The organism is Saccharothrix xinjiangensis (assembly GCF_039527585.1).
GTDB classification, from domain to species: domain Bacteria; phylum Actinomycetota; class Actinomycetes; order Mycobacteriales; family Pseudonocardiaceae; genus Actinosynnema; species Actinosynnema xinjiangensis.
In genome coordinates, this window is record NZ_BAAAKE010000009.1 from 249,575 (window position 1) to 274,886 (window position 25,312).

At 73.7% G+C, this 25,312-nt stretch carries 22 protein-coding genes; 13 read left to right on the forward strand and 9 right to left on the reverse strand.

What is annotated here, in order from left to right; translation table 11 throughout:
- Nucleotides 1-42: 42 nt before the first annotated feature.
- Nucleotides 43-1,524, forward strand: a complete 1,482-nt coding sequence (locus ABD223_RS21035; RefSeq protein ID WP_344038041.1) for a restriction endonuclease — start codon at nt 43-45, stop codon at nt 1,522-1,524.
- Between the two features lie 87 nt (nt 1,525-1,611).
- On the opposite strand, the gene ABD223_RS21040 is transcribed toward ABD223_RS21035, so the two are convergent.
- On the reverse strand, nt 1,612-2,796 hold the full coding sequence (locus tag ABD223_RS21040; RefSeq protein ID WP_344038042.1) for a GNAT family N-acetyltransferase: 1,185 nt from the start codon (nt 2,794-2,796) through the stop codon (nt 1,612-1,614).
- Nucleotides 2,797-2,878: 82 nt separating this feature from the next.
- Here ABD223_RS21040 and ABD223_RS21045 point away from each other — a divergent pair, with 82 nt between their 5' ends.
- The 4 genes from ABD223_RS21045 (at nt 2,879) to ABD223_RS21060 (ending at nt 4,863) form a co-directional block, all read left to right on the forward strand.
- The gene (locus ABD223_RS21045; RefSeq protein WP_344038043.1) at nt 2,879-3,322 is read left to right on the forward strand and encodes an N-acetyltransferase; all 444 of its coding nucleotides are present in this window, start codon (nt 2,879-2,881) and stop codon (nt 3,320-3,322) included.
- Nucleotides 3,323-3,395: 73 nt separating this feature from the next.
- Entirely contained in the window at nt 3,396-3,659 is a 264-nt protein-coding gene (locus ABD223_RS21050; RefSeq protein ID WP_033434999.1) for a phosphoribosyl-ATP diphosphatase, read from the forward strand.
- The gene (locus ABD223_RS21055) at nt 3,656-3,946 is read left to right on the forward strand and encodes an antibiotic biosynthesis monooxygenase family protein (RefSeq protein ID WP_344038044.1); all 291 of its coding nucleotides are present in this window, start codon (nt 3,656-3,658) and stop codon (nt 3,944-3,946) included. Before ABD223_RS21050 ends, ABD223_RS21055 begins: the two co-directional genes overlap by 4 nt.
- Nucleotides 3,946-4,863 (forward strand): AEC family transporter, encoded by a 918-nt coding sequence (locus tag ABD223_RS21060; RefSeq protein ID WP_344038045.1) that lies wholly within the window; start codon nt 3,946-3,948, stop codon nt 4,861-4,863. The genes ABD223_RS21055 and ABD223_RS21060 overlap by 1 nt, the downstream gene beginning before the upstream one ends.
- Nucleotides 4,864-5,003: 140 nt before the next feature.
- On the opposite strand, the gene ABD223_RS21065 is transcribed toward ABD223_RS21060, so the two are convergent.
- On the reverse strand, nt 5,004-5,870 hold the full coding sequence (locus tag ABD223_RS21065; protein ID WP_344038047.1) for a RecB family exonuclease: 867 nt from the start codon (nt 5,868-5,870) through the stop codon (nt 5,004-5,006).
- Nucleotides 5,871-6,052: 182 nt separating this feature from the next.
- Between ABD223_RS21065 and ABD223_RS21070 the strand changes: the two genes are divergently transcribed.
- Nucleotides 6,053-7,219: a site-2 protease family protein gene (locus ABD223_RS21070; protein ID WP_344038048.1), complete on the forward strand. Its 1,167-nt coding sequence runs from the start codon at nt 6,053-6,055 to the stop codon at nt 7,217-7,219.
- Nucleotides 7,220-7,315: 96 nt separating this feature from the next.
- Here the strand turns inward: ABD223_RS21070 and ABD223_RS21075 are convergent, their stop codons facing one another.
- Both ABD223_RS21075 and ABD223_RS21080 read right to left on the reverse strand, forming a co-directional pair.
- Nucleotides 7,316-7,975, reverse strand: a complete 660-nt coding sequence (locus ABD223_RS21075; protein ID WP_344038050.1) for a response regulator — start codon at nt 7,973-7,975, stop codon at nt 7,316-7,318.
- The gene (locus ABD223_RS21080; RefSeq protein ID WP_344038051.1) at nt 7,972-9,087 is read right to left on the reverse strand and encodes a sensor histidine kinase; all 1,116 of its coding nucleotides are present in this window, start codon (nt 9,085-9,087) and stop codon (nt 7,972-7,974) included. The genes ABD223_RS21075 and ABD223_RS21080 overlap by 4 nt, the downstream gene beginning before the upstream one ends.
- Before the next feature lie 108 nt (nt 9,088-9,195).
- Between ABD223_RS21080 and ABD223_RS21085 the strand changes: the two genes are divergently transcribed.
- Nucleotides 9,196-9,750: a hypothetical protein gene (locus ABD223_RS21085; RefSeq protein ID WP_344038052.1), complete on the forward strand. Its 555-nt coding sequence runs from the start codon at nt 9,196-9,198 to the stop codon at nt 9,748-9,750.
- Nucleotides 9,751-9,829: 79 nt separating this feature from the next.
- Nucleotides 9,830-10,657, forward strand: coding sequence for a tRNA (adenine-N1)-methyltransferase (locus ABD223_RS21090; RefSeq protein WP_344038053.1), 828 nt, complete (start codon nt 9,830-9,832; stop codon nt 10,655-10,657).
- Between the two features lie 56 nt (nt 10,658-10,713).
- Here ABD223_RS21090 and ABD223_RS21095 read toward each other — a convergent pair whose 3' ends face one another.
- Nucleotides 10,714-11,202: an Rv0361 family membrane protein gene (locus tag ABD223_RS21095; RefSeq protein WP_465269818.1), complete on the reverse strand. Its 489-nt coding sequence runs from the start codon at nt 11,200-11,202 to the stop codon at nt 10,714-10,716.
- A gap of 48 nt (nt 11,203-11,250) precedes the next feature.
- Here ABD223_RS21095 and ABD223_RS21100 point away from each other — a divergent pair, with 48 nt between their 5' ends.
- The gene (locus ABD223_RS21100) at nt 11,251-11,565 is read left to right on the forward strand and encodes a hypothetical protein (RefSeq protein WP_344038056.1); all 315 of its coding nucleotides are present in this window, start codon (nt 11,251-11,253) and stop codon (nt 11,563-11,565) included.
- A 227-nt stretch (nt 11,566-11,792) separates the two neighbouring features.
- Entirely contained in the window at nt 11,793-13,589 is a 1,797-nt protein-coding gene (gene arc / locus ABD223_RS21105) for a proteasome ATPase (RefSeq protein WP_344038058.1), read from the forward strand.
- A 194-nt stretch (nt 13,590-13,783) separates the two neighbouring features.
- Here arc and ABD223_RS21110 read toward each other — a convergent pair whose 3' ends face one another.
- Genes ABD223_RS21110 through ABD223_RS21120 form a run of 3 tightly spaced genes read right to left on the reverse strand, consistent with a single transcriptional unit; the run spans nt 13,784 to nt 19,615 of the window.
- On the reverse strand, nt 13,784-17,818 hold the full coding sequence (locus ABD223_RS21110; RefSeq protein WP_344038059.1) for an nSTAND1 domain-containing NTPase: 4,035 nt from the start codon (nt 17,816-17,818) through the stop codon (nt 13,784-13,786).
- A gap of 49 nt (nt 17,819-17,867) precedes the next feature.
- Nucleotides 17,868-18,512, reverse strand: a complete 645-nt coding sequence (locus ABD223_RS21115; protein ID WP_344038060.1) for a response regulator — start codon at nt 18,510-18,512, stop codon at nt 17,868-17,870.
- On the reverse strand, nt 18,509-19,615 hold the full coding sequence (locus tag ABD223_RS21120) for a sensor histidine kinase (protein ID WP_344038061.1): 1,107 nt from the start codon (nt 19,613-19,615) through the stop codon (nt 18,509-18,511). Before ABD223_RS21120 ends, ABD223_RS21115 begins: the two co-directional genes overlap by 4 nt.
- 112 nt (nt 19,616-19,727) lie before the next feature.
- On the opposite strand from ABD223_RS21120, the gene ABD223_RS21125 reads away from it, so the two are divergent.
- Together ABD223_RS21125 and ABD223_RS21130 are read left to right on the forward strand one after the other, a co-directional pair.
- The gene (locus tag ABD223_RS21125; protein WP_344038062.1) at nt 19,728-20,636 is read left to right on the forward strand and encodes an ABC transporter ATP-binding protein; all 909 of its coding nucleotides are present in this window, start codon (nt 19,728-19,730) and stop codon (nt 20,634-20,636) included.
- Complete coding sequence (locus ABD223_RS21130) at nt 20,633-21,397, forward strand: ABC transporter permease (protein ID WP_344038063.1); 765 nt, start codon at nt 20,633-20,635, stop codon at nt 21,395-21,397. The genes ABD223_RS21125 and ABD223_RS21130 overlap by 4 nt, the downstream gene beginning before the upstream one ends.
- Before the next feature lie 91 nt (nt 21,398-21,488).
- On the opposite strand, the gene ABD223_RS21135 is transcribed toward ABD223_RS21130, so the two are convergent.
- A complete protein-coding gene (locus ABD223_RS21135; RefSeq protein WP_344038064.1) occupies nt 21,489-21,674 on the reverse strand; it encodes a hypothetical protein in 186 nt (61 codons plus the stop codon).
- A 109-nt stretch (nt 21,675-21,783) separates the two neighbouring features.
- Between ABD223_RS21135 and ABD223_RS21140 the strand changes: the two genes are divergently transcribed.
- The gene (locus tag ABD223_RS21140) at nt 21,784-25,278 is read left to right on the forward strand and encodes an NACHT domain-containing protein (protein WP_344038065.1); all 3,495 of its coding nucleotides are present in this window, start codon (nt 21,784-21,786) and stop codon (nt 25,276-25,278) included.
- The last annotated feature ends 34 nt before the right edge of the window (nt 25,279-25,312 follow it).

A 25,312-nucleotide genomic window follows, 5' to 3' on the forward strand; every position in this document is an offset into this window, starting at 1 on the left:
GAACACCCTGAAGCCGAGTCGACGACAGGTACGATCACCGCCATGTCTTCTTATCCGGGTCTGTCGACGGACTCGCGGGATTCCGGACTGTTCCACTACATCACCGAGCTGGCCGCAACCCTGAATTTCGAGGTAGAAGAACGCGATGAGCGGATGGTGGTTCGCGCGCCGTGCTCCTCGCCCCTGAGCTTTCGGCTCGAACGGCTCGAAAACCAGGTGTTCGCCTATTTCGCGTGCAGGTCGACCTCGTGGTCCTGGGAAGGCGAGCGCACCGATGTGCACGACCTGTTCTCCACTTACCTCGCGGTGCGCCTCTCCGCTGCGGGTTTGGCCTCCTGTTCTTCCTACGACGAACCGCACCCCGCCTCGCACGTGCCCGGCGAGCTTTATGCCCGGTACCTGGTGCTGGAGCAGCCTCGCAAAGGGTGGTACCCCGATGACGACGCGGGACGCGCCGACCTGGCCTCATTGGTCGAGCTGTTCGCCGAGGTGGAGGAGGAGTTGCACCAACTCGGTGGACCGTGCAACAGATCGGAGGAATCGGAGTTCTCCACGAGCGACGAGGGCCTGATGGCGTGGGCGGGCGATGTGTCGGCCACCTTGGGGATCGAGGACGCGGACGAAGAGCCCATCACGACCGCTCGGGCGAATCCCGACTGGCTGTACTACCGAACGGCGGACGGCAACCGCAGCGTGGTGCGAAGTTGGCAATTCGCCCTCCTGCTCACCACCTGTGCCCGAACCGACGTCGACGAGAACGAGGGGACATCGGCCCGACTCGTCCGGCGGGGTGAACTCCGCAACGCCGTCGAGAAATCCGATTTCGCCGAAGCGAAGAGCGTGCTGGAAGAGGTGAACCTGAGGGAAGCCGACGAGGTGTTCGCCGTGCCCCTCGAGGACCGCCTGGTGGCGGTCGAAGGGCCGCACGCCTATTCGCTCCGCGCGGACACCGGCAGGGACGTGTACACCAGGGAGGTCGGGGCGACGCTCCGGCGCAACGACTCGTTCCTCGAGTGGGCGCACCCGGTGACCGGTTTCCGGTGGACCGCGAACGTCGACCCGAAGCGCTTCGAGCAGCTCACTTACGACCTGCTGTTCGAGGAGCCGAACGTGACGCGGGTGCGGTTCGTGGGATCGACCCACGACGCCGACGGGGGCCGCGACCTGCTCGTCGACATGGTCACACCCCTGACGAGGGACGAGATCAAGGAGTACGGCGTCCACCACGGCCTGCTGGTCCCCCGCCGCGTGCTCGTCCAGTGCAAGACGAAGCGCGACCCGGGCAAAGGGGTCGGGAAGTCCGACGTCCTCGACATCCGCGACACCATCGAGCGCCACGGGGCCGATGGCTACTGGTTGGTGACGTCCACCCACATCACCGCGCAACTCGTGGAACACCTGGAGGTGCTGAACCGGAAGCACCCCCACGTCGACTGGTGGACCAGGCGCGAGGTCGAGGACGCCCTCGTCCGCAACCCTCGCGTGGCCGCCAAGTACGAAGACGTCGTGACGGCTGTCCGGTAGGCCAGGCCGTGCGCGCCTGCCGTGCCCACCCGTCGCGGTCGAACCGGTGCCGCCACGTGCGAGCGAACCCGGCCGAGGCCCGCCGCGCTACGGCAGGTAGAACGTCAGCACGTCGGCCCGCACCGGTGGGAACAGCACCCGCATCAGCTCGTCGTTCGGCCCCGGGTACACGTCGGGGTGCCGCGCGGTCAGCCCCTCGATCCCGTGCGGCCCGAACAGCAACGACGCCAGCAGGTCCGGAGCCACGCCCGCACCGCCCGCCGCGCCCGGCGCCTGCATCGTGCCGCCCACCGCGACCGGGCCGACCTCGCCGCGCCCGAACGGCATCCGCACGTGCGAGCGGTAGAACGACAGCACCACCTCGCCCTCCTCGTCGGCGAACCGCTCCGACGCCGCGAGCCGCGCCCCGAACACCGGCCGCAGGTGCTCCAGCAGCGCCACCGGGTCGGGGACGCGCACGTAGTAGGAGTTCGCCTCCGCCTTCGCCGGGGCCAGGAACGGCTCCAGGGCCGCGCCCGCCACCGTGCCCGGCCGCTCGGTCACCTCGGTCGCCCCGGTCAGGGCGAGCAGGGCGTGCGCGGCGGCCTCGTCCACCGCCGCGACCTCCGCCAGCCGCACCCCCTCGTCCGGCGGCGTGGTCCGGCCCGTGGCGACCGGCGCGCCGTCGCGCTCGACCAGCCACCCGGTGCTGCCGTCACGGGCCACCAGCCACCGCCACAGCGGGGCGGAGTGCGGCATCCGCAGGTCGAACCGGGCCTGCTCGGCGTCCTGCAACCGCGCCATGACCGGGATGTCGTCGGCGGTCGCCTCGCGCAGCGCGTGACCCCCGCCGCCCGGGACGCCCGTCACCTCGCGGGTGGCGGCTTGCGGGATGGCGTAGGTGTAGCCGAACTGCCGGTAGAAGTACGGGATGCCGATCATGACGTTCACCAGGTGGCCCCGCGAGGCGGCCCGCTCGTGCGCCCAGCCCATCAGCGCGCGCACCGCACCACGACCCTCGTAGTCGCGGTCGGTCGCCACCAGTTCGACCTGGCCCGCCGGGATCTCCACCCCGCCCAGCACCAGTGCCTCGTCCAGCAGCGTCGCGGTGGACACCACCCGGTCGCCGTCCACGACCACCGCGCACGCCTCCCAGCCCGCGTCCGGGTCCTCCACCACGAGGCGGTGGTCCACGGCGTCCTCGGGCTCGCCCCGGTCGGCCAGCAGCTCGCCGATCCGCTCCAGGTCCTCCGGGCGCGCCGTCCGCAGCACCAGGCCATCGCTCAGGGTCATCGGCGCAGTGTCGCGACGGGCGTCCCGCCGCGCCACGGATTTTCGCCGGCGCGCACGACCCGCGTGGCGCACAATCCCGGCCATGACCTGGCTCCCCGCCGACTTCGCCCACCCGACCCGCGTCGACCTCGACGCCGAGCACCACCTGCGGCCCATCCGGGAATCCGACGTGGACGTCGACCACCCGGCCGTCATGGGCTCGCGCGAGCGGCTCTGGTCGCTCTACGGCGAGGCGTGGGGCTGGCCGCCCGCGACGATGACCCACGAGCAGGACCGCGTGGACCTCGCCCGGCACGAGCGGGAGCAGGACGCGCACGAGTCGTTCAACTACGCCCTGTTCAACGCCGACGAGACCGCGTTGCTGGGGTGCGTCTACATCGACCCGGCCGAGGACGCCGACGCGCTGATCTCCTGGTGGGTGGTCGACGAGCACGTCGGCACGGACCTGGAGCGCGCGCTGGACGCGTTCGTGCCGAAGTGGATCGCCGAGGCGTGGCCCTTCGACAACCCGCGCTACGGCATCTAGCCGCGTCGCGGGGGACGGGCCGATCGGGGGTCTGCCGTCCGCCGCGGTCCGGGGGATGCGAGGATCAGCACCCGTGAAGACCTTCGACGAGCTGTTCGCCGAGCTGAGCGAACGCGCACGCACCCGCCCTGAGGGCTCCGCCACCGCCGCGGCTCTGGAGGCAGGGGTGCACGCGCAGGGCAAGAAGGTGCTGGAGGAGGCCGGCGAGGTCTGGATCGCCGCGGAGCACGAGTCCGACGAGCGCCTGGCCGAAGAGGTCTCGCAGCTGCTCTACCGCGTCCAGGTGCTCATGCTCGGCCGCGGCCTGACCCTCGAAGACGTGTACAAGCACCTGTGATCCTGGAGGTCGCGCAACTGGCGGTGCGACCGGGTCTCGAAGCGGACTTCGAGGAGGCGTTCGCCGAGGCCCGCACGGTGATCGCCCGGTCGCCCGGCTTCGTCTCGCTGGAGCTTCAGCGGTCGGTCGAGCACACCTCCCGCTACCTGCTGCTGGTGCGGTGGGAACGGCTGGAGGACCACACCACCGGGTTCCGCCAAGGGCCGCTGTACCCGCGGTGGCAGGCGCTGCTGCACCACTTCTACGACCCGTTCCCGAGCGTCGAGCACTACCGCGCCGTCCCCTGATGGGCGGCGTGCTCAGCGGATTCGTCCCCATCTGGGTGCTCACCGCGGTCGGGTTCCTCGCCGCGCGCACCGACGTGCTCGGCGACCGCGCGGAGGCCGTGCTCGGCCGGTTCGCGTTCTACCTGGCCATGCCCGCGGTGCTGTTCACCACCCTGCTGGACGGTTCTCCCGCCGACCTGGCCAACCGCGGCGTGCTCGCGTTCGTGATCGGCACGGTCGTGGTCGGGGCGCTGGGGTTCGCGCTGCAACGGCGGGTGTTCCGCCGGTCGCCGCCGGACCGGGTGCTCGGCGCGATGGCCGGCTCCTACGCCAACGCGGGCAACCTCGGCGTCCCGGTCGCGGTCGGCGTGCTGGGCGACTCGTCGTTCGTGGTGGCGGTGCTGCTGTTCCAGCCCGTGGTGGTGATGCCGGTGGTGCTGGCGGCCCTGGAGGTCGGGTCCGGGCGGCGCGGCTCGGTGCTGCGCACCCTCGCCCTGCTGCCGGTGCGCAACCCGCTCATCCTCGGCTCGCTGCTGGGCGTGGCGTGCGGGCTGCTGGACGTGCGGCCGCCGCCACTGGTGCTGGAACCGGTGGAGGCCCTGGGCGCGGCGGGCGTGCCGACCGCGCTGGTGGTGCTGGGCATGTCGCTGGGCGCGGCGCGCCTGCCCCGACCGGGTGGTCGGGCCGAGCTGGCCTCGGTGGTCGCGCTGAAGCTCCTGCTGCACCCGCTGGTGGCGTTCCTGGCGTGCCTGGCGCTCGACGTGACGGGCCCGCTGCGCCTGGCGGCCGTGGTCTGCGCGGCCCTCCCGACCGCGCAGAACGTCTACGTGCTGGCCCACCGGTACAGACCGGACCCGGGCCTCCAGCGCGACGCGGTGCTGGTGTCCACGGCGCTGTCGATGGTCACGCTGTCGGTCGCGGTGGTGCTGCTGCGGTAGGCGGGCGCTCCCGCAGGAACAGCGCCCGCGCCCCACCGGCCCGCGCGCGTCGGTCCACGGGCCCGCGGTGTGCGGGGTCGAGGCGGAGCGGTCGTCGGCGAGCGGCTCGCAGGAGGCGGCCACCGGCGGTGCGCCCCCGGTCAGTCGACCCGGTCCAGCGGCGTCTCCGCGCCCGCGTCCGGCTCGGGCCAGCCCGGGTAGGGCGGCGGGGTGCCGTCGAACGCCGGGCACAGCGCCTTGTGGTCGCAGTAGTCGCACATCCGGCTCGGGTTGGGCCGGAAGTCGCCGGAGCGGCCCGCGCGCAGGATGGCGTCCCAGATCGCCTCCAGCGTGCGCTCGAACCGGGCCAGCTCGGCCTCCTCCGGCTGGTAGGCCAGCGCCTGCCGGTCCGCCAGGTACATCAGCCGCAGCTGGCGGGGCACCACGCCCCGCAACCGCCACAGCACCAGCGCGTAGAACTTCATCTGGAACAGGGCCTTGGCCTCGCCGACCTCGCGCGGCGCGGCGCCCGTCTTGTAGTCGACCACCCGGATCTCACCGGTCGGCGCCACGTCCACCCGGTCGACGTACCCGCGCAGCAGCACCCCGGACGGCAGCTCCCACTCCACCAGCAGCTCGCGGGCGTCCGGGTCGAACCGGCGCGGGTCCTCCAGGCCGAAGTAGCCGTCCAGCAACCCCTCCGCCGAGGCCAGCCACTCCTCCTGCTCCGGGTCGCCCTCGGCGAACAGCTCCGAGAACTCGGGCCGCTCCGCCCGCACCCGGTCCCACGCGGGACCCACCAGCTCGCGCGCCCGGTCCGGCACCCGCTCGGCGGGCGGCAGGCTGAACAGCTCCTCCAGCACCGCGTGCACCACCGTGCCGCGAACCTGGGCCCTGGTCGGCCTCTCCGGCAACCGGTCGACCGCCCGGAACCGGTAGAGCAGCGGGCACTGCTTGAAGTCGCCCGCCCGGGAGGGCGACAACGCGGGCCTGCGGACAGGGCGGTCGGTGATCGTCGGCGCTGCCATGGCGATGACCATAAGCCACCCCACCGACAAGAACGCCCGACCCGACCCGGGGTCGGGTCGGGCGCCGGAACCCGGCCCACCAGGCCCGACCCCGCCTATCAGGCCCGGCCCGGCTCAACCCCGCCAAGCTCGACCAACACCTCCACACAACACCACCACACCTCCGCCCCTACTCTTTGACCGTGGCGACAACCGGCAGTTGGCGACGGCAGGTCGGCAGGGACGGCGGTCTGCCGCTGTTCCGCGCGGCCGGCATCCCGGTGCTGCTCGCGCCTTCCTGGTGGCTCGGCTCGGCGGCCATCGTCGTGCTCTACGCCCCCATGGTCAGCCGCCTGGTCCCCGGCGCGGACGGCACCACCGGCGTGCTGCTGGCCGCCACGTTCGCGGTCTTCCTGGGCCTGTCCGTGCTGGCCCACGAGCTGGGCCACAGCCTGGTCGCGCTCCGCCTCGGCCTGCCGGTCCGCCGCCTGCGCCTGTTCCTGCTCGGCGGGGTGTCGGAAGTCATGCGCACCCCGACCCGCCCCGGCCACGAGGGCGCCATCGCCGTCGCCGGCCCGCTGGTCTCGATCTTCCTGGCCGGGGTGTTCGCCCTGGCCGCCGTCGCGATGCCGGCGCCGGACGCGATCTGGCTGCTGGTCGCCCAGACGGCCTTCGCCAACGCCGCCGTCGCCGTGTTCAACCTGCTCCCGGGCCTGCCGCTGGACGGCGGTCGCATCCTGCGCGCCGGGGTCTGGGCCGTCACGGGCCGCCGAGCCACGGGCACCAAGGCCGCCGTGGCGGGTGGTGGCGTGGTGGCCGCGATGCTGGTCGTGTGGGCGATCTGGGGCGTGCTGGAGGGCAGCGAGGACCGCTGGGTCCGGTTCGGGGTGTGCCTGCTGACCGCCTGGTTCGTGCTGGCGGGCGCCCGCGGCGAGCTGACCGCCGAGCACCGGCGCACCTGGCCGGACGGCCTCACGCTCAGCGAACTGGTCCGCCCGGTCCTCCAGCTGCCCGCCGAGAGCCCGGTGTCCGGCGCGCTCACCGCGTCCGCCGGCCGGGGCGTGGTGCTGGTGCGCGCGGACGGCGTGGCCGCGGGCCTGCTCGACCGGGAGATGGCCCGCCGCCTGGCCTCCACCTCGCCGCACGCGCCCGCCGAGCAGGCCGCCGTGCCGATCCGGCCGGAGACCGTGCTGCTGGAGAACGAGAGCGGTGACGAGGTGGTCGAGCGGGTGCACGGCACCGCCGCCTGGGAGTACCTGGTGGTCGACCTGGAGGGCCGCCCCGCGGGCGTGCTGCGCCGCGAGGACCTCAAGAATGTGCTGGACGGCCGCGCCTCCGGCGCGGCGGCTCGGCCGCCTGGAAGTCGGTAGGTCGCGGCCTCGCGTGGTGGTCCGGTTTCACCCCGTCGGGCAGGTGCCCGCCTGCCGTTGAGCGGTCCCGCGTGGGTGTCCGGTGTCACCCGTCGGTCAGGTGGTCGGTTCGCTGTCGAGCAGTCCCGCGTCCTGCGCCAGGATCGCCGCCTGCACCCGCGACCTCAGGGCCAGCTTCGTCAGCACCCGCGACACGTGCGTCTTCACCGTCGTCTCGCCGATGTGCAGCCTGCGCCCGATCTGGTGGTTCGACAGGCCCTCGCCCAGGCACCGCAGCACCTCGACCTCCCGCTCGGTCAGCGCGTCCAACCCGGGCGGTCGGGCTCGGGGCGCGGTCGAGGCGAACTCCCGCATCACCCGCCTGGTCACGCTCGGCGCGAGCACGCCGTCCCCGGCCGCCACCCGCCGCACCGCCTCGACCAGCGCGGGCGCCTCCACGGACTTCAGCAGGAACCCCGCCGCGCCCGCCCGCAGCGCGCCGTGCACGTACTCGTCCAGGTCGAACGTGGTCAGCACCAGCACCTCGCACACCCCGGCGAGCTGCCGGGTCGCCTCGATGCCGTCGGTGCCGGGCATCCGGATGTCCATCAGCACCACGTCGGGCCCCAGCGCCCGCGCCATCCGCACCGCCGCCGCGCCGTCGCCGGCCTCGCCGACCACCTCGACGCCCTCCGCGCCGCCCAGGATCATCACCAGGCCCGCGCGGATCGCCGCGTGGTCGTCGGCCACCAGCACGCGGATCGCCGCGCCGGTCACAGCGGCAGCTCCGCCCGCACGACCCACTCCTCGCCCTCCCGGCCCGCCGCGCACCGGCCGCCCACCGCGTGCGCGCGCTCCGCCATGCTCGGCAACCCCGTGCCCGTCCCGTCGCCCGACGTGCCGCGCCACCCGTTGCGCACGACCACCACCAACCGCCTGACCTGCCGTTCCAGCGCCACCGACGCCCACGCGCCGGGCGCGTGCTTCACCGCGTTGGTCAGCGCCTCCTGCACGACCCGGTACGCGGCCACGTCCACCGCCGCCGGCAGCCCGGTCACGTCCGTGCCCCGGAACGCCACGTCCAGCCCGCCGGCGCGGGCCGACTCGACCAGCCGCCCGACGTCGACCAGCCGCACCGCCACCGGCTCGTCGACGGGGTCGTCGGCGCGCAGCACGTCGATCATCATCCGCATCTCCTCCAGCGCCCGCACGCTGTTCTCGCGCACCGCCTTCAGCACCGCCCGCGAGGTGCCCGGGTCGCCGTCGCGCAGCGACAGCACCGCCTCGGACTGGATCGCGATAGCCGACAGGTGCCCGGCCACCACGTCGTGCAGGTCGCGGGCCATCCGGGTGCGCTCGGCGCCGACCGCGGCCCGCCGGTCCAGCTCGACGATCCGGGCCATCTGCTCGGCGCCCTCCCGGTGCTGCCGGACGTTGGTCGCCCACCACACGGGCACCACGAGCAGCGAGAACACCTGCAACCCGGCGTAGAAGGACAGCCGCCAGTCCCCGAGCGCCGCCACCACGGCGGTGATGCCGACGGTGAGCACGGCCACCACCCCGACGAGGAACTGGTGCAGCCGGCGGGGACCGTGCAGGGCGGCCGCGAACAGCACGTCGACGCAGACCATGGCGACCGGCATGCTCAGGCCCAGGGCCAGGTCGACCGCCGCGGCCGCGGTCACCACGACCAGCGCCGGCACCGGCGCGCTCCGGCGGAACACCTGGCCCGCGCACGCCACGCCCAGGACGGCCAGGCCGACCCCGGTCGGGTACTGCCTGCCCCGGTCGCCCATGACCAGGTCCAGGTCCAGCAGGTGGACCAGCAGTCCCGAGGTGAAGAAGGCCACCGCCACGAGCAGGTCGCGGTGTTTCCGGGACAGCTCCACACCGCCATCACAGCACAGCGGCGCGCACCGGGCGTCCTCCGAAGTGATGACCCGCGGTGGGTCGGCCCGACGACGCGCCGGACCCCTTCCGGGCAGCACCGTCGAGGTGTGGTCGATCCGTTGGTCTTGGTCATCGTGGCGTGCGAGGTCGGGTTCTGGGTCGTGCTGGCGGCGGGGCTGCTGGCCCGGTACGCGCTGCGCCTGCCCCGGCTGGGCGCGGTCCTGCTGGTGTGCACGCCCCTGGTGGACGTGGTGCTGCTCGTGGCGACCGCCCTCGACCTGAGGTCGGGTGGCGAGGCGGGGGTGGCGCACGGGCTCGCCGCGGTCTACCTGGGGGTGAGCGTGGCGTTCGGGCACAGCGTGCTCAGGTGGGCCGACCAGCGGTTCGCGCACCGCTTCGCGGGCGGCCCGCCGCCGGTGGAGCCGCCGACGAGCGGTCCGGGGAAGGTCCGCCACGAGTGGCGCGAGTGGGGGAGGTTCGCCCTGGCCTGGGCCGTCACCTGCGCGGTGGTGCTGCTGCTGGTGGTCGCCGTCGGCGACCCGGAGCGCACGCGGCCGCTGTGGGGGCAGGTGCGGGGCATGGGGGTGGTGGGGCTGGTCTGGCTGTTCGGGTGGCCCGTCCACCACACGCTCGTCGAGAAGGCGAAGCGCTCCGCGAGGTGAAGTCCCGCCGGTGGGCCGCCGCGGCGGCCGTGCGACCATCGTGCGCTGTTGACGCGCGTTTAGCAGGAGGTTCGCCGCGGTGAGCACCGCCAGTGGTCCGTTCCAACCGGGAGACCGGGTGCAGTTGACCGACCCGAAGGGACGGCACTACACGATCGTGCTCGAACCGGGCAAGGAGTACCACACCCACCGCGGCGCCCTGTCGCACGACAGGCTGATCGGGCAGCCGGAGGGCTCCGTGGTCGCCTCCGTGGGCGGCACGTCGTTCCTGGCGCTGCGGCCCCTGCTGGCCGACTACGTGCTGTCCATGCCGCGCGGCGCCCAGGTGATCTACCCCAAGGACGCCGCCCAGATCGTGATGTACGGCGACGTGTTCCCCGGCGCCCGGGTGCTGGAGGCCGGCGCCGGTTCCGGTGCGCTGACCTGCTCGTTGCTGCGCGCGGTCGGCGAGAAGGGCAGCGTCACCTCCTACGAGGTGCGCCAGGACCACGCCGACCACGCGATCCGCAACGTGGAGCAGTTCTTCGGCGAGCGGCCCGGCAACTGGTCGCTGACCGTGGGCGACGTGGCCGACCACGCGGGCGAGGTCGACCGGGTGGTGCTCGACATGCTCGCGCCGTGGGACGTGCTGCCGACCGTGGCCCGCCACCTGATCCCGGGCGGCGTGCTCGTCGTCTACGTGGCCACCACGACCCAGCTGTCGAAGGTCACCGAGGCGATCCGGGAGCAGCAGCACTGGACCGAGCCGCACGCCTGGGAGACGCTGGTGCGGCCGTGGCACGTGGTGGGCCTGGCCGTGCGGCCCGAGCACCGGATGATCGCGCACACCGCGTTCCTGCTGACCACCCGCAGGCTCGCCGACGGCGTCACCCCGCCCCGGCCCCAGCGCCGCCCGTCAAAGGGCTGACCGGCGAAAACGGCCCCGTGCACCGAGTGGTGCACGGGGCCGCGGCGCGAACCGGGTCACTTGTCGCAGGCGACCCAACCGTCGTCGGTCTTGTCCAGGTAGAGGGTGTCCTCCTGGTCCTTCATGATGGTCTTCATGTCCTCGGGGACGTTCTCGTACTTGACCGTCATGGTGGCCTCGGCCGTCGTGTCGGAGGTCTCCTTGACGTCGGTGGCCGTGGCGGTGAACTTGATGTTCTTCGCCGCCTCGATCGACTTCATGGCCTGCTCCCGCATCTCCGCGGGCAGGCTCTCCAGCTGCTTCTCGATCTCGTCGAGCTGGCCCTCGGCGTCGTAGAGCTTGCGCATGTCGTCGACCCGCGCCTGGTACTCCGGGCAGGTCAGGGAGCGCATCTTCTCGAAGTCCTTGGCGGTCAGCGCCGCCGCGAAGCTCTCCGCCGCGCCCTTGGCGGTGCTGTTGCCGCCGCCACCGCCGCCGAGGGTGAAGAACAGCAGGGCCGCGATGCCGATCACCAGCACGCCGCCGCCCGCCAGGATCCACGGCAGCGGGCTCTTCTTGCGCGGTGCGCCGTAGGGGTCGCCGAAACCACCCGGTTGGCCGTAACCGGCCTGGTTGAACTGGCCGGGCGGGCCGTAGGGCTGCTGGCCGTAACCGGGCTGGCCCTGCTGACCGGGCTGACCGGGGCCGGGCTGACCGGGCTGGCCCGGCTGCCCCCAGGCCCCGGGCGGGGGGCCGTAGCCGGGCTGCGGCCCACCCTGTGGGAACCCCTGGGGCGGCGGCGGGTACCCGCCGGGCTGCTGCCCGTACCCCGGCTGCGGGCCGAATTGGCCTGGTTGTTGGCCAAATTGACCCGGCTGCGGACCGTGGGGATCCGGCTGCTGCGGCGGGACGGACATCACTTCTCCTAGAGCTTTCCGCTGGTGGCAGTGGGCACTGCCCGGACCACGCACGTGGATATTCCGTGTTGGGACGCACGGTAGCGGGTAAGAGGTTCCGGCAGACACCGGTATGGAGCAGTTGGACCGCCGAGCGGGCGGTTGTGTGATCACACAACACCCGGGAACGCGCTGGGTGGCGGCTTTTGTCGGTGATCGCCGGTACCGTTGTCGTACGAACACGGGAGGAGGGTGCCGACATGCAGCACGGTCATCCCGGCAGCCAGCCCGATGAGGGCGGCGAGCTGAACACGGGCAACAACTCTGGTGAGCTGACTGCGCAGATCCGGTTCCTCGAGGACGAGATCGCGTTGCTGCGCCGCAAGTTGACGGAATCCCCACGACACGTCCGCTTGCTGGAGCAGCGGTTGGCGGAGGCGACGGAGCGCGTCAGCCAACTGACCGAGCGCAACACGAAGCTCATCGACACCCTTCGAGAAGCGCGGAGCCAGCTCCTCGCACTGCGCGAGGAAGTGGACCGCCTCGCCCAGCCGCCCAGCGGCTACGGCGTGTTCCTGGCCCGGTTCGACGACGGGACGGTGGACGTGTTCACCTCCGGCCGTCGGATGAGGGTCTCCGTGTCGCCGGCGGTCGACACGCCGTCGCTGGTCCAGGGCCAGTCGGTGCGCCTGAACGAGGCGTTGACCGTGGTCGAGGGCGGCGGCTTCGAGCGGATCGGCGAGGTCTGCACGCTGCGCGAGGTCCTGGAGTCCGAGCCGGCGGGCTCGATCGGCCGCGCCCTGGTCGTCGGCCACGCCGACGAGGAGCGGGTCGTGTGGCTCGCCCAGCCGCTGCTCGACTCGCCGCTCAAGGCGGGCGACTCGCTGCTGGTCGACTCCAAGGCCGGCTTCGCCTACGAGCGGGTGCCCAAGGCCGAGGTCGAGGACCTGGTGCTGGAGGAGGTGCCGGACGTCAAGTACGAGGACATCGGCGGCCTGTTCCGGCAGATCGAGCAGATCCGCGACGCGGTGGAGCTCCCCTTCCTGCACGCCGACCTCTTCCGGGAGTACAAGCTGCGCCCGCCGAAGGGCGTGCTGCTCTACGGCCCTCCCGGCTGCGGCAAGACGCTCATCGCCAAGGCGGTGGCCAACTCCCTGGCCAAGCAGGTCAGCGCCGCGCGCGGCGAGGACCACCGCGAGGCCAAGAGCTACTTCCTCAACATCAAGGGCCCCGAGCTGCTCAACAAGTTCGTCGGCGAGACCGAGCGGCACATCCGCCTGATCTTCCAGCGGGCCCGCGAGAAGGCCTCCGAGGGCACCCCGGTGATCGTGTTCTTCGACGAGATGGACTCGATCTTCCGCACCCGCGGCAGCGGCGTGTCCTCCGACGTGGAGACCACGATCGTGCCCCAGCTCCTCAGCGAGATCGACGGCGTCGAGGGCCTGGAGAACGTGATCGTGATCGGCGCCTCCAACCGCGAGGACATGATCGACCCGGCCATCCTGCGGCCCGGCCGGCTCGACGTGAAGATCAAGATCGAGCGCCCGGACGCCGAGGGCGCGAAGGACATCTTCAACAAGTACCTCACGCCCGACCTGCCGATCCACGCCGACGACCTCGCGGAGTTCGGCGGCGACCCGTCGGCCTGCATCGAGGGCATGGTGCAGCACACGGTCGAGCGGATGTACGAGGAGTCCGAGGAGAACCGGTTCCTGGAGGTCACCTACGCCAACGGTGACAAGGAGGTCCTGTACTTCCGGGACTTCAACTCCGGCGCCATGATCCAGAACATCGTCGACCGCGCCAAGAAGGCGGCCATCAAGAGCCTGCTGGACACCAAGCAGCCGGGCCTGTCGGTGCGCCACCTGCTCGACGCGATCGTCGACGAGTTCGCCGAGAACGAGGACCTGCCCAACACGACCAACCCGGACGACTGGGCGCGGATCTCGGGCAAGAAGGGCGAGCGGATCGTCTACATCCGCACGCTGGTCACCGGCAAGAACCAGGAGTCCGGCCGGGCCATCGACACGGCCACGAACACCGGCCAGTACCTGTAACACCGCCGGTGGCGGGAGCGACTGCCGCCACCGGAAGAGCAACTCGCCAGGAAGCCCGTCCGGCACTTCGCCGGGCGGGCTTCCCCACGTCCGGGCCCACCCCGCCGAGCCAACCCTGCCCCGGCCGGGTGCCCGACCGGCCAACTCGCGGTGTCCGACCGGAGGACACGCGATGTCGGGGTGGAGGCGCGCGGTCAGGAGCAGAGGCCTCCCTCGCGGCCGTTGGTGGGCGCGTCGGCGACCGGCTCGCGGCCGGGCAGGGCGCACAGGTCGCGGTACCAGCCCGCCGGGTCGAGGGTGAGCAGCGAGTCGGCCCACTCGGTGGCCAGCCGGTCGCCGTCCAGGCGCCAGGTGGAGGCCCCCGGCGGGTGCACCACGGCCAGCACGCTGTCCTCGGCGCCGGGGGAGACGTCCCGGACCTGGATCGCGTTCGCGTCGGGCAGGTCGAGCAGGACGAGGAGGGTGTCGTCCGGGCCGAAACCCAGGACGCCCCGGACGGGGGCCCGGGGCGGGAAGCCCAGGACAGTGGCCCCGCCCGCGTCGAGGTCGCGCAGGGTGATCGTCCCGCCCTCGTGGTGCACCGCGACGCGCCCGCCCCCGGCGTCGGGGACCAGGGAGGTCGTGCCGGTGCCGCTGACCGGCAGGCCGAGGTCCACCGACGCCGCTCGCGTCCTGGTCCGGGTGTCCCACACCTCCAGGCGCCGGCGGTCGGGGAGGGCCAGGACCTCGTCGGGGCGCCCCGGCCGGGGGCGCACCCGGACGGTGTTGTCCCGTTCGCCGCGGGCCCGTTCGCCCAGGTCCAGCGGCTCCTCCAGCGGTCCGCCCGAGTCGGTGCGCCACCGGGTGAGCACGCCCTCGCACACCACGGTGACCTCCCGGGCGGCGGTGGAGAAGACGTCGGCCCCCCACCGCGCCTGGTCGCAGGGGCGGTCCGGGTCGGCCGGCGACGGGACGCGGAAGGTCCGCACCACGGCCAGGTCGGGCACCGAGTAGACCGCGACGTGGCCCGAGGCGGTGAAGACCAGCCGGCTCCCGTCCGCGGTGGGCGCCGGGACCGACGAGCCGTTGACCAGCGCCGGGTCGAGGAGGTGCGGCGCGACCTGGCGGGCGACCTCCCTCCCGCCCGCGTCGAGCAGGACGACCTCGTCGCCGGTCACCCGCACCTCGTGCACGCCGTCGCCGACCGGGGTGCCTGCGGCGAACGTGAGGCCGGCGCGGGGCTCGGCGGTGGTGGCCCGGAGCGCGACCACCGCCGTCCCGACGGGCATCGCCACCAGGGCGGAACCATCCGACCTGGGCACGGTGGTCAGCCTCCCGGCGTCCTCGGCGTCCCGGCCGGGCGCGGTGACCGAGTACCGCCCGCCGGTCGCGAGGTCGAGCAGGACGAGGACGTCGTAGCCGTTGGGGTCGCCGGCCCTGTGGCTCTCGACCGCGTACCGGCCGGTGGTGTCGACGGCCAGTCCCGGCAGGTGGCAGTGGCGCCGGTCGATGTCCCGCAGCGTCGTGCCGGTCGCCGCGTCGACCACCCGGAGCGCGTCCCCGGCGCAGGTGAGCACCGACGCGCCGCGCCCGACGACCGCGGCGTCCTCGAAGCGGCGCCGCTCCCGGCCGGTCTCCAGGTCGAAGACGATCACCTCGCCCGTGCCGAAGGGCTGCGCCACCACGAGCGACCGGCCGTCCGCGCCCAACCAGAAGTCGGACCAGCGCGGGGGCAGGCCGGTGGCCCGGGCGGGAACCGGCTCGCCCCGCTCGACGTCCCAGACCCGGATCGCGACCCGGCGGCCCCCGCCGTCCGAGCCGGTCTCGTGCACGTGCAGCAGGCGGCTGCCGTCGGGGGAGAAGCGCAGCACGTCCCGGCTGTCGCTCGCGGGCGGGCCGTCGCCGGGGTCCAGGACCGCCTGCCGGGTGCGGGAGGCGACGTCCCACAGCCGGATCCGCCGGTCGTCGCCGACCGCGGCCAGCCGGCCGCCGTCGGAGTCGAGCGCGGCGGCGGTCACCCCGGGCACGTCGTCGACCTGCCACGACCCCGGTGCGCCGTCGAGCGCGCCCGGCCAGACCCTCAACCCGGGCTCGCCGCCGGTGGTGGTCGCCAGGGCCGCCGTGACCGCGCCGTCGGCGCTGGACAGCCAGTCGGTGGGCGCGCCGTCCCACTGGTCGGGGTGGAGCCGCACGGCCTGGCCGAGCCGCAGCCGCTGCTGGAGCAGGGCCGCGTACGCCTCTGGGACGTCCCGGTCGGTGTGCCAGGAGGTCAGCGCCAGCCGGAGGGCGACCGCCGGGTCGCCGCCCGCCCGGCGCTGGGCCTCCTGGCCCATCACCCGCGCGTCCTGGGTCCGCAGCTGGGCGTCGAGCTGCCGGTTCGCCCGCACGGCGAACGTCGCGGACGCACTGGCGACGATCGTCAGCACGGCCAGCACCACGAGCAGCCGCCGCTGCCACCTGACCCGGGTCGCCGACGCCCGCCGCACCGCCTCGCGGCGCTCGCGGCCCGCCGCCACGTACTCGCGCTCCACCTCCGCCATCCGGTCGCCGTGCGTGGCCAGCCACTCCTCGGCGCGGGCCAGCGGCACGCCCCCGGGCAGGGCGGCGGGGTCGCGTTCGGCGTCGAGCCACTGGTCGACGGCTCCCCGCAGCCGCTCCTGCCAGGCCCGGAAGTCGCGGGCCGCGACCAGCCACGAGCGCAGCGGCGGCCACGCGTGCAGCAGCGCCTCGTGCGCCAGGGCGACCACCTCGGGCTGGCCGGGGTCCTGCCGTATCACCACCAGCCGGTTCGCGCTCAGCCGCGCCGCGACCGCGCGCAGCTCCGGCTCGAACCGGTCCAGGCGGGCGGGCGAGGCGGCGAAACCGCCGCTGTCCACCGGCCGCGCCAGCTGGACCAGGAGCCGTTCCACCAGCGGCAGGTCGTCCGGCCAGGGCGGTCGGGCCAGCAGCTCGTCGGCGTAGCCGGCCAGCGCGCCCGCCGCGCCGCCGACCCGGTCGTACGCCTCGTGCGCCAGCACGCCGCCGCCGGCGGTCTCCCAGAGCCTGGTCAGCGCGAACTGCACCAGCGCCAGCTGCCCGGGCGCGTCGCCGGCGTCCCGCACGATGCGCTCGACCAGCCCGGCCTCGAACGCCGCCGCGCCGGCGACCGGGGCCTCGACGGCGGCGCGCAGCTCGGCCGGGCCCATCCGGGGCACGAACACGCCCGACGTCTCCAGCGCCCGCGCCAGCTCGCCGGCGGGCAGCGCGTCGACGTCCGTGCCGCGCACGGTGCACACCACGCCCAGGGCGGGCGGCCCACCCGGTCGCGCCGGCGCCGCCCGGGTCAGCGCGACCGCGAGGTCGAACAGCTCGGCGGCCTGGTCCGGGGCGGCGGCCACCAGCTCCTCGAACTGGTCGACCACCAGCACCAGCCGGCCCACCCCGGCCGCGAGCGGGTCGGCCCACAGGCGCACGTCGTCGGGGTCGAGGCGGTCGGCGAGGTCCGCGCCGACCGCCGCGCGCACCGCGCCGAGCAGGGCCGCCACCGGCCGCGTGTCGACCACCGGCCGGAACACGCCGACCTCCGCGCCCTCCGCCCGCAGCCGGGGCACGAGCGCGGCGCGCACCAGCGAGGACTTGCCGCTGCCGGACGCGCCCGCCACCACGACCACGGGGTGCGCCGCGACCAGCTCCCGGAGCCGGGCGGCCTCGCGGTCCCGCCCGTGGAACAGGGCCGCGTCCTCCTCCCGGAACGTCTCCAGCCCGCGGTAGGGGCGGAACCCCGGCGGTCGCCGGGCGGGACGGACCTCCGGGGCGAGCGCGGCCAGCTCGTCGACCAGCCGGGCGATGTCGCGGTCGTCGTTGCCGTGCCGCAGGCGCAGCACGTGGCTGCGCGCCAGCGCCTCGGTGCCCGGCGGCAGGTCGGCCTCGGCGGGCGGCTCCGCGCCGTCCAGCAGCACCGGGATGACCCGCACGCCCGAGGCGAGCGCGGTGGCGACCTCGTACCGCACCCAGTCGCCGGGCTCGTCGAGCCGGCGACCGCGCCCGTTGGACGCGGTCAGCCACCGGGGGCCGATCACGACGAGCACCACGTCGCTGCGGTCCAGCCACCGGTCGATCTGCTCGGTGAAGTCGTCGCCCGGCCGGATGGTCCGGCTGGCCAGGAACACGCGGTCCGCGCCGAACCGCGACTCCAGCTCGCGCGCGACCAGCGTGGCGGCCCAGTCGCCGTCGCCCGTGCGGTAGCTGACGAACACCCCGTCCACTGTCATCGACCCCCGGCCCAACCTGGCAGAGCGGGCACGCCCCGGCAAGGTCCGCTCAGGTGCGCGCGGTGACCAGGCCCGACTCGTAGGCGGCGATGACCAGCTGGGCCCGGTCGCGGGCCTGGAGCTTGTGCAGCAGCCTGCCGACGTGGGTCTTGACCGTGCCCGCCGACAGGTGCAGCTCGCGCATGACCTCGGCGTTGGACAGGCCGCGCGCGATCAGGGTCAGCACCTCCCGCTCGCGTTCGGTGACCCCGTCCAGCCTCGGCGCGCGCGGCCTCGGCGCGCGGGCGAACTCGGCCACCAGGCGGCGCGTCACCGAGGGCGCCAGCAGGGCGTCGCCCGCCGCCACGACCCGGATCGCGGCCAGCAGCTCGGCCGGCGGCGTGTCCTTGAGCAGGAACCCGCTCGCACCGGCCCGCAGCGCCGAGTAGACGTACTCGTCCAGGTCGAACGTGGTCAGGATCAGCACGCGGGCCGCGGTGGAGGCGCTGATCTCGCGGGTGGCGGAGATGCCGTCCACGCCGGGCATCCGCACGTCCATCAGCACCACGTCCGGCGACGTCGCGCGCACCCGCTCCACCGCCTCGGCCCCGTCGCCCGCCTCGCCGACCACCCTCAGGTCCGGCGCGGAGTCCACCAGCACCCGGAAGCTGCCCCGCAGCAGGGCCTGGTCGTCCACGACCACCACGTCGATCACGACAGCGGCACCCGCGCCCGCACCGCGAACCCGCGCCCGGCCAGCGGCCCCGCCGAGAACGTCCCCCCGTACACCGCGACCCGCTCCCTCATCCCGATGAGCCCGTGCCCGCCGCCACCGCCGGCGAGCACCCGCTCGCCGGGCCCGTCGTCCACCACCGAGATCGCCACCTCACCCCCCGACACCTCCACCGACACCGCGCAGGACGCGGGCGCCGCGTGCTTGACCACGTTGGTCACCGACTCCTGCACGATCCGGTACACGGTCAGCCCGAGCGCGTCGGGCACCGGGCCGCCGACCGACAGGTCCACCTCGACACCGGCCAGGGACGCCCGCGTCACCAGCTCCGGCAGGTCGGCCAGGCCGGGCATGGGCGCCAGCTCGACCGCCGCGTCCTCGGACCGCAGCACGCCCAGCAGCCGCCGCATCTCCACCAGCGTGTCCCGGGACGCCGTCTCGATCACCCGCAGCGCCTCCTGCGCCTCCTCGGGCCGCGCCGGGCCGACGTGGGCCGCGATGCCCGCCTTGACCGCGATCAGGCTCAGGCTGTGCGCCACCACGTCGTGCAGCTCGCGGGCGATGCGCATCCGCTCCTCGGTGACGGCCCGCTCCGCCAGCTCGGCGGCCCGGCGGGTCTCGTAGGAGCGCCGGACCCGCGTGGTGCGGCCCAGCGCCCAGGCCGCGCACACCAGCACCGACACGAACGCCACCAGCCCCACGTCCTCGGGCCACGGCTCGGTGGCGACCACCACCGCGGTCGCCGACGCCAGCGACACCGCCAGCGCACCGCCGGCGACCCGGGACGAGCACAGCGCGGCCACCGAGTACATGGCGAACGCCGTGGGCGCGTAAGGCTCCAGGGTGATGTGCGCGAGCGTGGCCGCGCCCTGGGCCGCCACCACGACCGCCAGCACCGGCAGGGGCCACCGGCGCCGCACCGCCAGCGGCGCGCCGATCAGCACGGCCAGGGCGCAGGAGAGCCACCGCGGCGCGGTGCTCATCTCGGCGAAGCCCAGGTAGGTCGTGAAGACCGCCACGGCCGCGACGGCGTCCAGCGCGTAGAGGTAGGCCGTCGGCAGCAGGCGCAGCACGCGGGAGGTCACGGCCGGCACGGTATCCGGCCGACGCGCGCCGGTGCATCGGACCACGGTCCGACCCCGCGGTCCGGACCCCGGTCCGATCCGCCGGGCTCGCCGGGCGGGCACGCTCGGCGCCGTGATCGAGACGAGACGGCTGACCAAGCGCTACGGCGACACCCGGGCGGTGGACGGCCTCACCACGAAGGTCGAACCCGGCCACGTCACGGGCTTCCTCGGCCCGAACGGCGCGGGCAAGTCGACCACCATGCGCATGGTCCTCGGCCTGGACCGGCCGACCGACGGCGAGGCCCTGGTCAACGGCCGCCGCTACGCCGACCTGAGCAGGCCGGCCCACGAGGTGGGCGCGCTGCTGGACGCGGGCGCCGCGCACGGCGGCCGCACCGCGCGCAACCACCTGCGGGTGCTGGCCCGCGCCAACGGCATCGGCGACCGGCGCGTCGCGGAGGTGCTGGAGCTGGTCGGCCTGGCGGGTGCGGCGAACCGGCGCGTCGGGGCGCTGTCGCTGGGCATGAGGCAGCGGCTGGGCGTCGCGGCGGCGCTGCTGGGCGACCCCGGCGTGCTGCTGTTCGACGAGCCGGTCAACGGCCTGGACCCCGAGGGCATCCGCTGGATCCGCCACTTCATGCGCGACCTGGCCGCGGAGGGCCGCACGGTCCTGGTCTCCAGCCACCTGATGAGCGAGATGGCGCTGACCGCCGACCGGGTGATCGTGATCGGCCGGGGCCGGCTGGTGCTGGAGGCGTCCGTGAAGGAGCTGCGGGCGCGGTTCCAGGAGGACGTGCTGGTGCGCTCGCCCGAGCGGGGCGAGCTGGGCCGGGTGCTGGAGGAGGCCGGCGCGTCGGTCGCCACCGAGGACGGCGCGCTGCTCGTGCGCGGCCTCGGCGCGGCCGACATCGCGGACCTGGCCGCGAACCGGCGGCTGCCCGTGCACGAGTTGACGCCCCGCAGCGCGTCCCTGGAGGACGCCTACCTCCGGCTCACCGACGACAGCGTCGAGTACCGCGCGAAGGAGACCGCCCGATGACCGACGTGCTGAACTCGGAGCTGCTCAAGCTCCGCTCGGTGCGCTCCACCGCGTACCTGCTGCTGGCGATCGCGGTGATGCTCGCGGTCGGCGTCCTGGTCTCCTACCTGATGACCGCCGACTGGGACGTCGCGCCGCCCGAGCGGCAGCGGCAGTTCGACAGCGCGGACCCGACGGTGCCCCTGCTGCCGTTCGCGCAGTTCTGCCTCGGCGTGCTGGGCGCGCTGGCGATCACGGGCGAGCACGGCAGCGGCATGATCCGCCCGGTGCTGGTGGGCGTGCCGCGGCGGGGGAAGCTGCTGGCCGCCAAGGCGGTCGTGGTGGCCGCCGCGTCGCTGCTCGTCGGGGCCGCGACGAACCTGCTGGCCTACGCGGCGGGCGAGCTGATCACCGGCGACCGGCCGAAGCCGATCTCGGCGTACGACTCGTTCGGCGAGGCCGTGCCGACCCTGCTGGCGAACACCGCGTCGCTGGTGCTGGTCGCGCTGGTGGGCCTGGGCCTCGGCTTCGTGATCCGGTCGACGGCGGGCACGCTGGTGACGCTGTGCGGGCTGCTGTTCGTCCTGCCGGTGGTGTCCATGATGCTGCCGCGGACGTGGGGGGAGCCGCTGTACTCGGTGATGCTGCCGGTGCTGCCGGGGGAGCTGGTGGGCGACGGGGGCCTGCCGCTGTCGCCGACGGGCGCGGGGCTGGTGATGGTCGCCTACGCGGTGGTGGCGCTGGGCGCGGGCGCGGTGGCCTTCACCCGGCGGGACGCCTGAAAAGGCGTCGGTGGGAGCCGCGCCGTTGTCCGCGCGGCTCCCACCGGGTATTCAATTCGGGACACGTCTCCGGGCTTTCCGCGAACGACTTCTACCGCGCCGCGCGCACCACTGCGGCCCTTTCCGCCGATTTCGTGTCCCGGACCGCCACTTCCAGTCGCCGTGTCACCTCCTCCTCCCGCCGCACGGCGGTCCGGTGCGCGATCCACTGCCTGAGCAACCCGCCCACCAGCGCCAACACCAGGTAGAGCGCCGGGTTCCCGACCAACTGGTCCACGACTCCTCCGTCCATTCGTGCGATGACGGGATCGAGAGTGCGGCAGACCGCGAATTTCCCTCTACAGTGTGGAAACTCGTGGGAAACCCGACACGTCGGCGGGAGGGCCATGCCGGGCGGACGTCCATCGCAGGGCAAGCGGCAGCGGTACGAGGAACTGGAGGAACTCGCGGCCTGGTTCCACCGGGCACTGACCGACGCGGGCTTCGGCAGCGTCCACGAGTTCCTGTCCACGGGCCTGTTCGAGAAGAACGCCGTCTACGGCGTCTTCGGCGCCACCCGGCTCCTGACCCTGGAGGCCACCCAGTCGCTGGCGGTGGCGCTCAAGCGCGCCCCGAATCAGGTCGTGGACGTCTGGGTACGGGCCAAGGAGGCCCGTGACCGGGACGTCCTGGCACAGCAGCGGGCCGAGCAACCCCGCTTGGAGACCTGGGCCGCGTGCCCCCTCCCGACGTTGGCCCTGCGCAACCTGCTGGAGCCCCAGAGCACGGCGGTCGAGCGCCTCCCTTACCGCCTGTTAGGCGTGGACGAACCGCCTCTGTCCACGATCTACGTCCGCCAACAGGTCCGCCTCCGCACGTCCGCCGAGCGCGAAGAACCCGGCGCGCAGCGCGAGGTGGTCGAGGAGCAGCGGCCCGCGACCACCGCCTCCCAGTCGGCCGTGCCCGTCTCGGAGGCCCTGGAGCGCCACGACCACCTCCTGGTCACCGGCGAGCCGGGCGCCGGGAAGTCCACCCTGAGCAACCACCTCGCCCGGGTCCTGTCCCGCGTCTGGCTGCGCGAGGACAGCGCCACCACGGCCCCGCTGAGCGAGCCGGTGGTGCCCGTCCGCGTGTCCGCCCGCTCGCTCGACAGCACCGGCTCCTGGAGCAACGTCCTGGCCGCCGCCGTCTGCCGCACCCTCGGGCGGACGCTCGTCCAGGACCCCGACTCCGGCATGTTCACCGGCCGCGTCCAGGGCGCGCGCTGGCTCGTCCTGGTCGACGGCCTGGACGAGGTCCCCGACCCGCGCGTGCGCGGCGAGGTGATCCGGGCGGTGGCCCAGCACGCCCGCCCCGGCTCCGACTACCGCTTCGTCATCACGACGCGGGGCCTGCCCGAGTCCGAGCTGTCACCGCTGCGCGCGGCCAACGTGGGCGACTACGTCATCCAGCCCTTCGACCGCCCCGAGCTGGAGCAGTTCGCCCGCCGCTGGTTCACCGCCCAGAACCCGGCCACCGCCGCCCGGGACGCGGAGCGCTTCCTGCGCGAGACCTCGGACGGCCGGCTCCGCGAGCTGGTCCGCAACCCCCTGCTGGCCACCATCGCCGCCGTGACGGCGGTCCGGGACCCCGGACGCCCCCTGCCCACCAGCCGGATCAGCCTCTACGAGCGCTTCTGCGGCTACCTGGCCGGGGACCAGGGCGTCCGCCGCGACGTCCTGGACCACCTCCGGCGGCGTCACCAGGACGACTCCGACCGCCTGGCCTGCGTCAACTGGCTGCACGCCAACCGCTTCCGGCTGCTGGCCGCCCTGGCCCGCGAACGCCTGGAAACCCAGGACCCCCTCTGGCCGGTCGCCCGGAAGTGGGTGCGCGACCAGGCCGGCGACGCGCTCGTGGAGGGCTGGGAGGAGCACCTCTGGGAGGAACTCATCGGCACCGGCCTCCTGGTCGCCGCGGAACGCGAGGTCCGCTTCCTGCACCAGTCGTTCGCCGAGTTCCTGGCCGCCCAGTCCCACGCCGACTCCATCGGCGACGACTTCGCGGACCTGGACACCTGGATCCGCCGGGGTCTCAAGGACGCCGAGCGCACGTTCGCGCTGTTCACCTTCGCCCTGTGGGCGGCGAAACCGGATCACGACATCGCCACCGTCGTGGACCGCATCCTGACCTCTTACGACCCCCGCCGGGTCGTCCTGGCCGGCCGCCTGGTGGCGGAGGGCGTCACCACCTCCACCGAGACCGTGGAACGAGTCGTCAGCCGACTGCTGGCGCTGGCGCACAACCTCGACGACTTCGACATCGCCGCCGAGGCGATCGAGGTCCTCGGCGGCTTGTTCGACCACCCGTGGGTCGCGAAGCACCTCGAATCGATGGGAGCGCACCCGCACCTGGCGGTAGGACGTCGGATGACCGCCGTGGTCGCACTGGAGCGCTTGACGGGGGGCGCGCGGATCGGATCGCTGTTGGCGTCGCTCCTGCCCTCCTGCTACGGCTCTGTCCTGCGTCGAGCGGCGCCCATGGTCCTCCGGCTGGGAGCCGACGTCGTCGAACAGGTCCGGCGGCGGATCCTGGACATGGTCCTCGAACCGGGCGCCCCCGTCTCAAGATCGGTGGACGCGACCGAGGCCCTGGCCGATCTCGACCTCGTGCCGGACATGAAGGCGATGGCCCAGCGGGTCTTCGGGGACAGGTCGGCGACTCCCGAACTCCTGAAGCGAGTGGCCAATGCGTGGTACGACGCGGTGGGGGACGGGGCGATCGCCGACATCGCGGCCAAGGCGAACGCCCGTGCGCGGGATGACCACGATGGTCGGCTCGAACTCGCCACCTTCCTGGAACGCAGGGGTGACGCGACCACGGCCGCGGCTTTGGCGCAGGAGGCCCTGGACGATCCGCACGCGACGCAGGCGGCCACGCGCAACGCGCTCCTCCTCCTGCTCAAGGTGCGTGGTGACGAGGGGGTGAGAGCGATCGTCGACCAGGCGAAAGAATGGCTGGCGCCCTCGGAACCGTCCCCCTGCTGGGAAGCGGGGTGGTTGTTGAGGAGTGCCGTCAAAACGAACCCGCACGTCGCTTTGAGCGAGTTGGCTCGAACCTGCCTGTTCGAGGCCAGTCCGACCGCGTTCGGATTGGATCAGTTCGCGGGCGCCTGGTTGGCCACCCCGGACGGGACGCCGCAGACGGTGGTGGACCTGTTCGGCGATGGCCGGAAGTTGTTCTGGTACGACCGGATCTACATCGCCGAGTTCATGAACGACGCGGGAGGCGGGCAGGAGGCGTGGGCATGGGCTGAAAGCGTGTTCCACCCGTCAGCGGTCTTGACGCGTGACTTGAGTCGCATGGCGGTGCAGATCCTGTCGAAGATCAATCCTGAAGCAACGGTCGCCATGGTGGCCGGGCTGGCCGCCGGGAAGCCCGCGCCGCACGTGGACGCCCTGGCCGGGATGCTGGACGCCCTCGATCCCGACAGCCCGGCGGCGGCGGTCGACGTCGCCACCGCACTGGCCGCCCACCCGAGGGTGACCGGGGAGCAGTTGAAGCAGGCGCTGCTGGTCCGGCTCACCCATGGCGACAGCGCTTGCGCGACCACGCTCGTCGACCTGGTGCTCAGGCCCGAGTTGTCCTCGGTGGATCGTCGCGTTCTCGTCAGAGCCCTGGCCGCGAGCGGGGAAACGGACCTCGCGATGGAGGCGTGGGGCCGGCTGTTGACGGTCCAGGAGCACGCGTTCTCGAACGAGGTCGGGTTGGTGTCGGACCTCCAGTGCGCGGGTGTGGCGGAGTGGGGCGCCGAGCGGATGAGGACCTTGATCGACGACCCGGCCACCGCCCCGCGACGTCGCCTGAGGCTGCGGCAGATGGTCGCCCTCCTGGAGCTGGACGCGGACCCGGCCACCACGTGATCGGCGGCCGCGGGAACCGCCGGTTACCGTGTCC

Coding starts and splice junctions, on each gene's coding strand:
- ABD223_RS21035 (WP_344038041.1), top strand. CDS start 43: ATGTCTTCTTATCCGGGTCTGTCGACGGACTCGCGGGATTCCGGACTG.
- ABD223_RS21040 (WP_344038042.1), bottom strand. CDS start 2,796: ATGACCCTGAGCGATGGCCTGGTGCTGCGGACGGCGCGCCCGGAGGAC.
- ABD223_RS21045 (WP_344038043.1), top strand. CDS start 2,879: ATGACCTGGCTCCCCGCCGACTTCGCCCACCCGACCCGCGTCGACCTC.
- ABD223_RS21060 (WP_344038045.1), top strand. CDS start 3,946: ATGGGCGGCGTGCTCAGCGGATTCGTCCCCATCTGGGTGCTCACCGCG.
- ABD223_RS21065 (WP_344038047.1), bottom strand. CDS start 5,870: ATGGCAGCGCCGACGATCACCGACCGCCCTGTCCGCAGGCCCGCGTTG.
- arc (WP_344038058.1), top strand. CDS start 11,793: ATGCAGCACGGTCATCCCGGCAGCCAGCCCGATGAGGGCGGCGAGCTG.
- ABD223_RS21110 (WP_344038059.1), bottom strand. CDS start 17,818: ATGACAGTGGACGGGGTGTTCGTCAGCTACCGCACGGGCGACGGCGAC.
- ABD223_RS21130 (WP_344038063.1), top strand. CDS start 20,633: ATGACCGACGTGCTGAACTCGGAGCTGCTCAAGCTCCGCTCGGTGCGC.
- ABD223_RS21140 (WP_344038065.1), top strand. CDS start 21,784: ATGCCGGGCGGACGTCCATCGCAGGGCAAGCGGCAGCGGTACGAGGAA.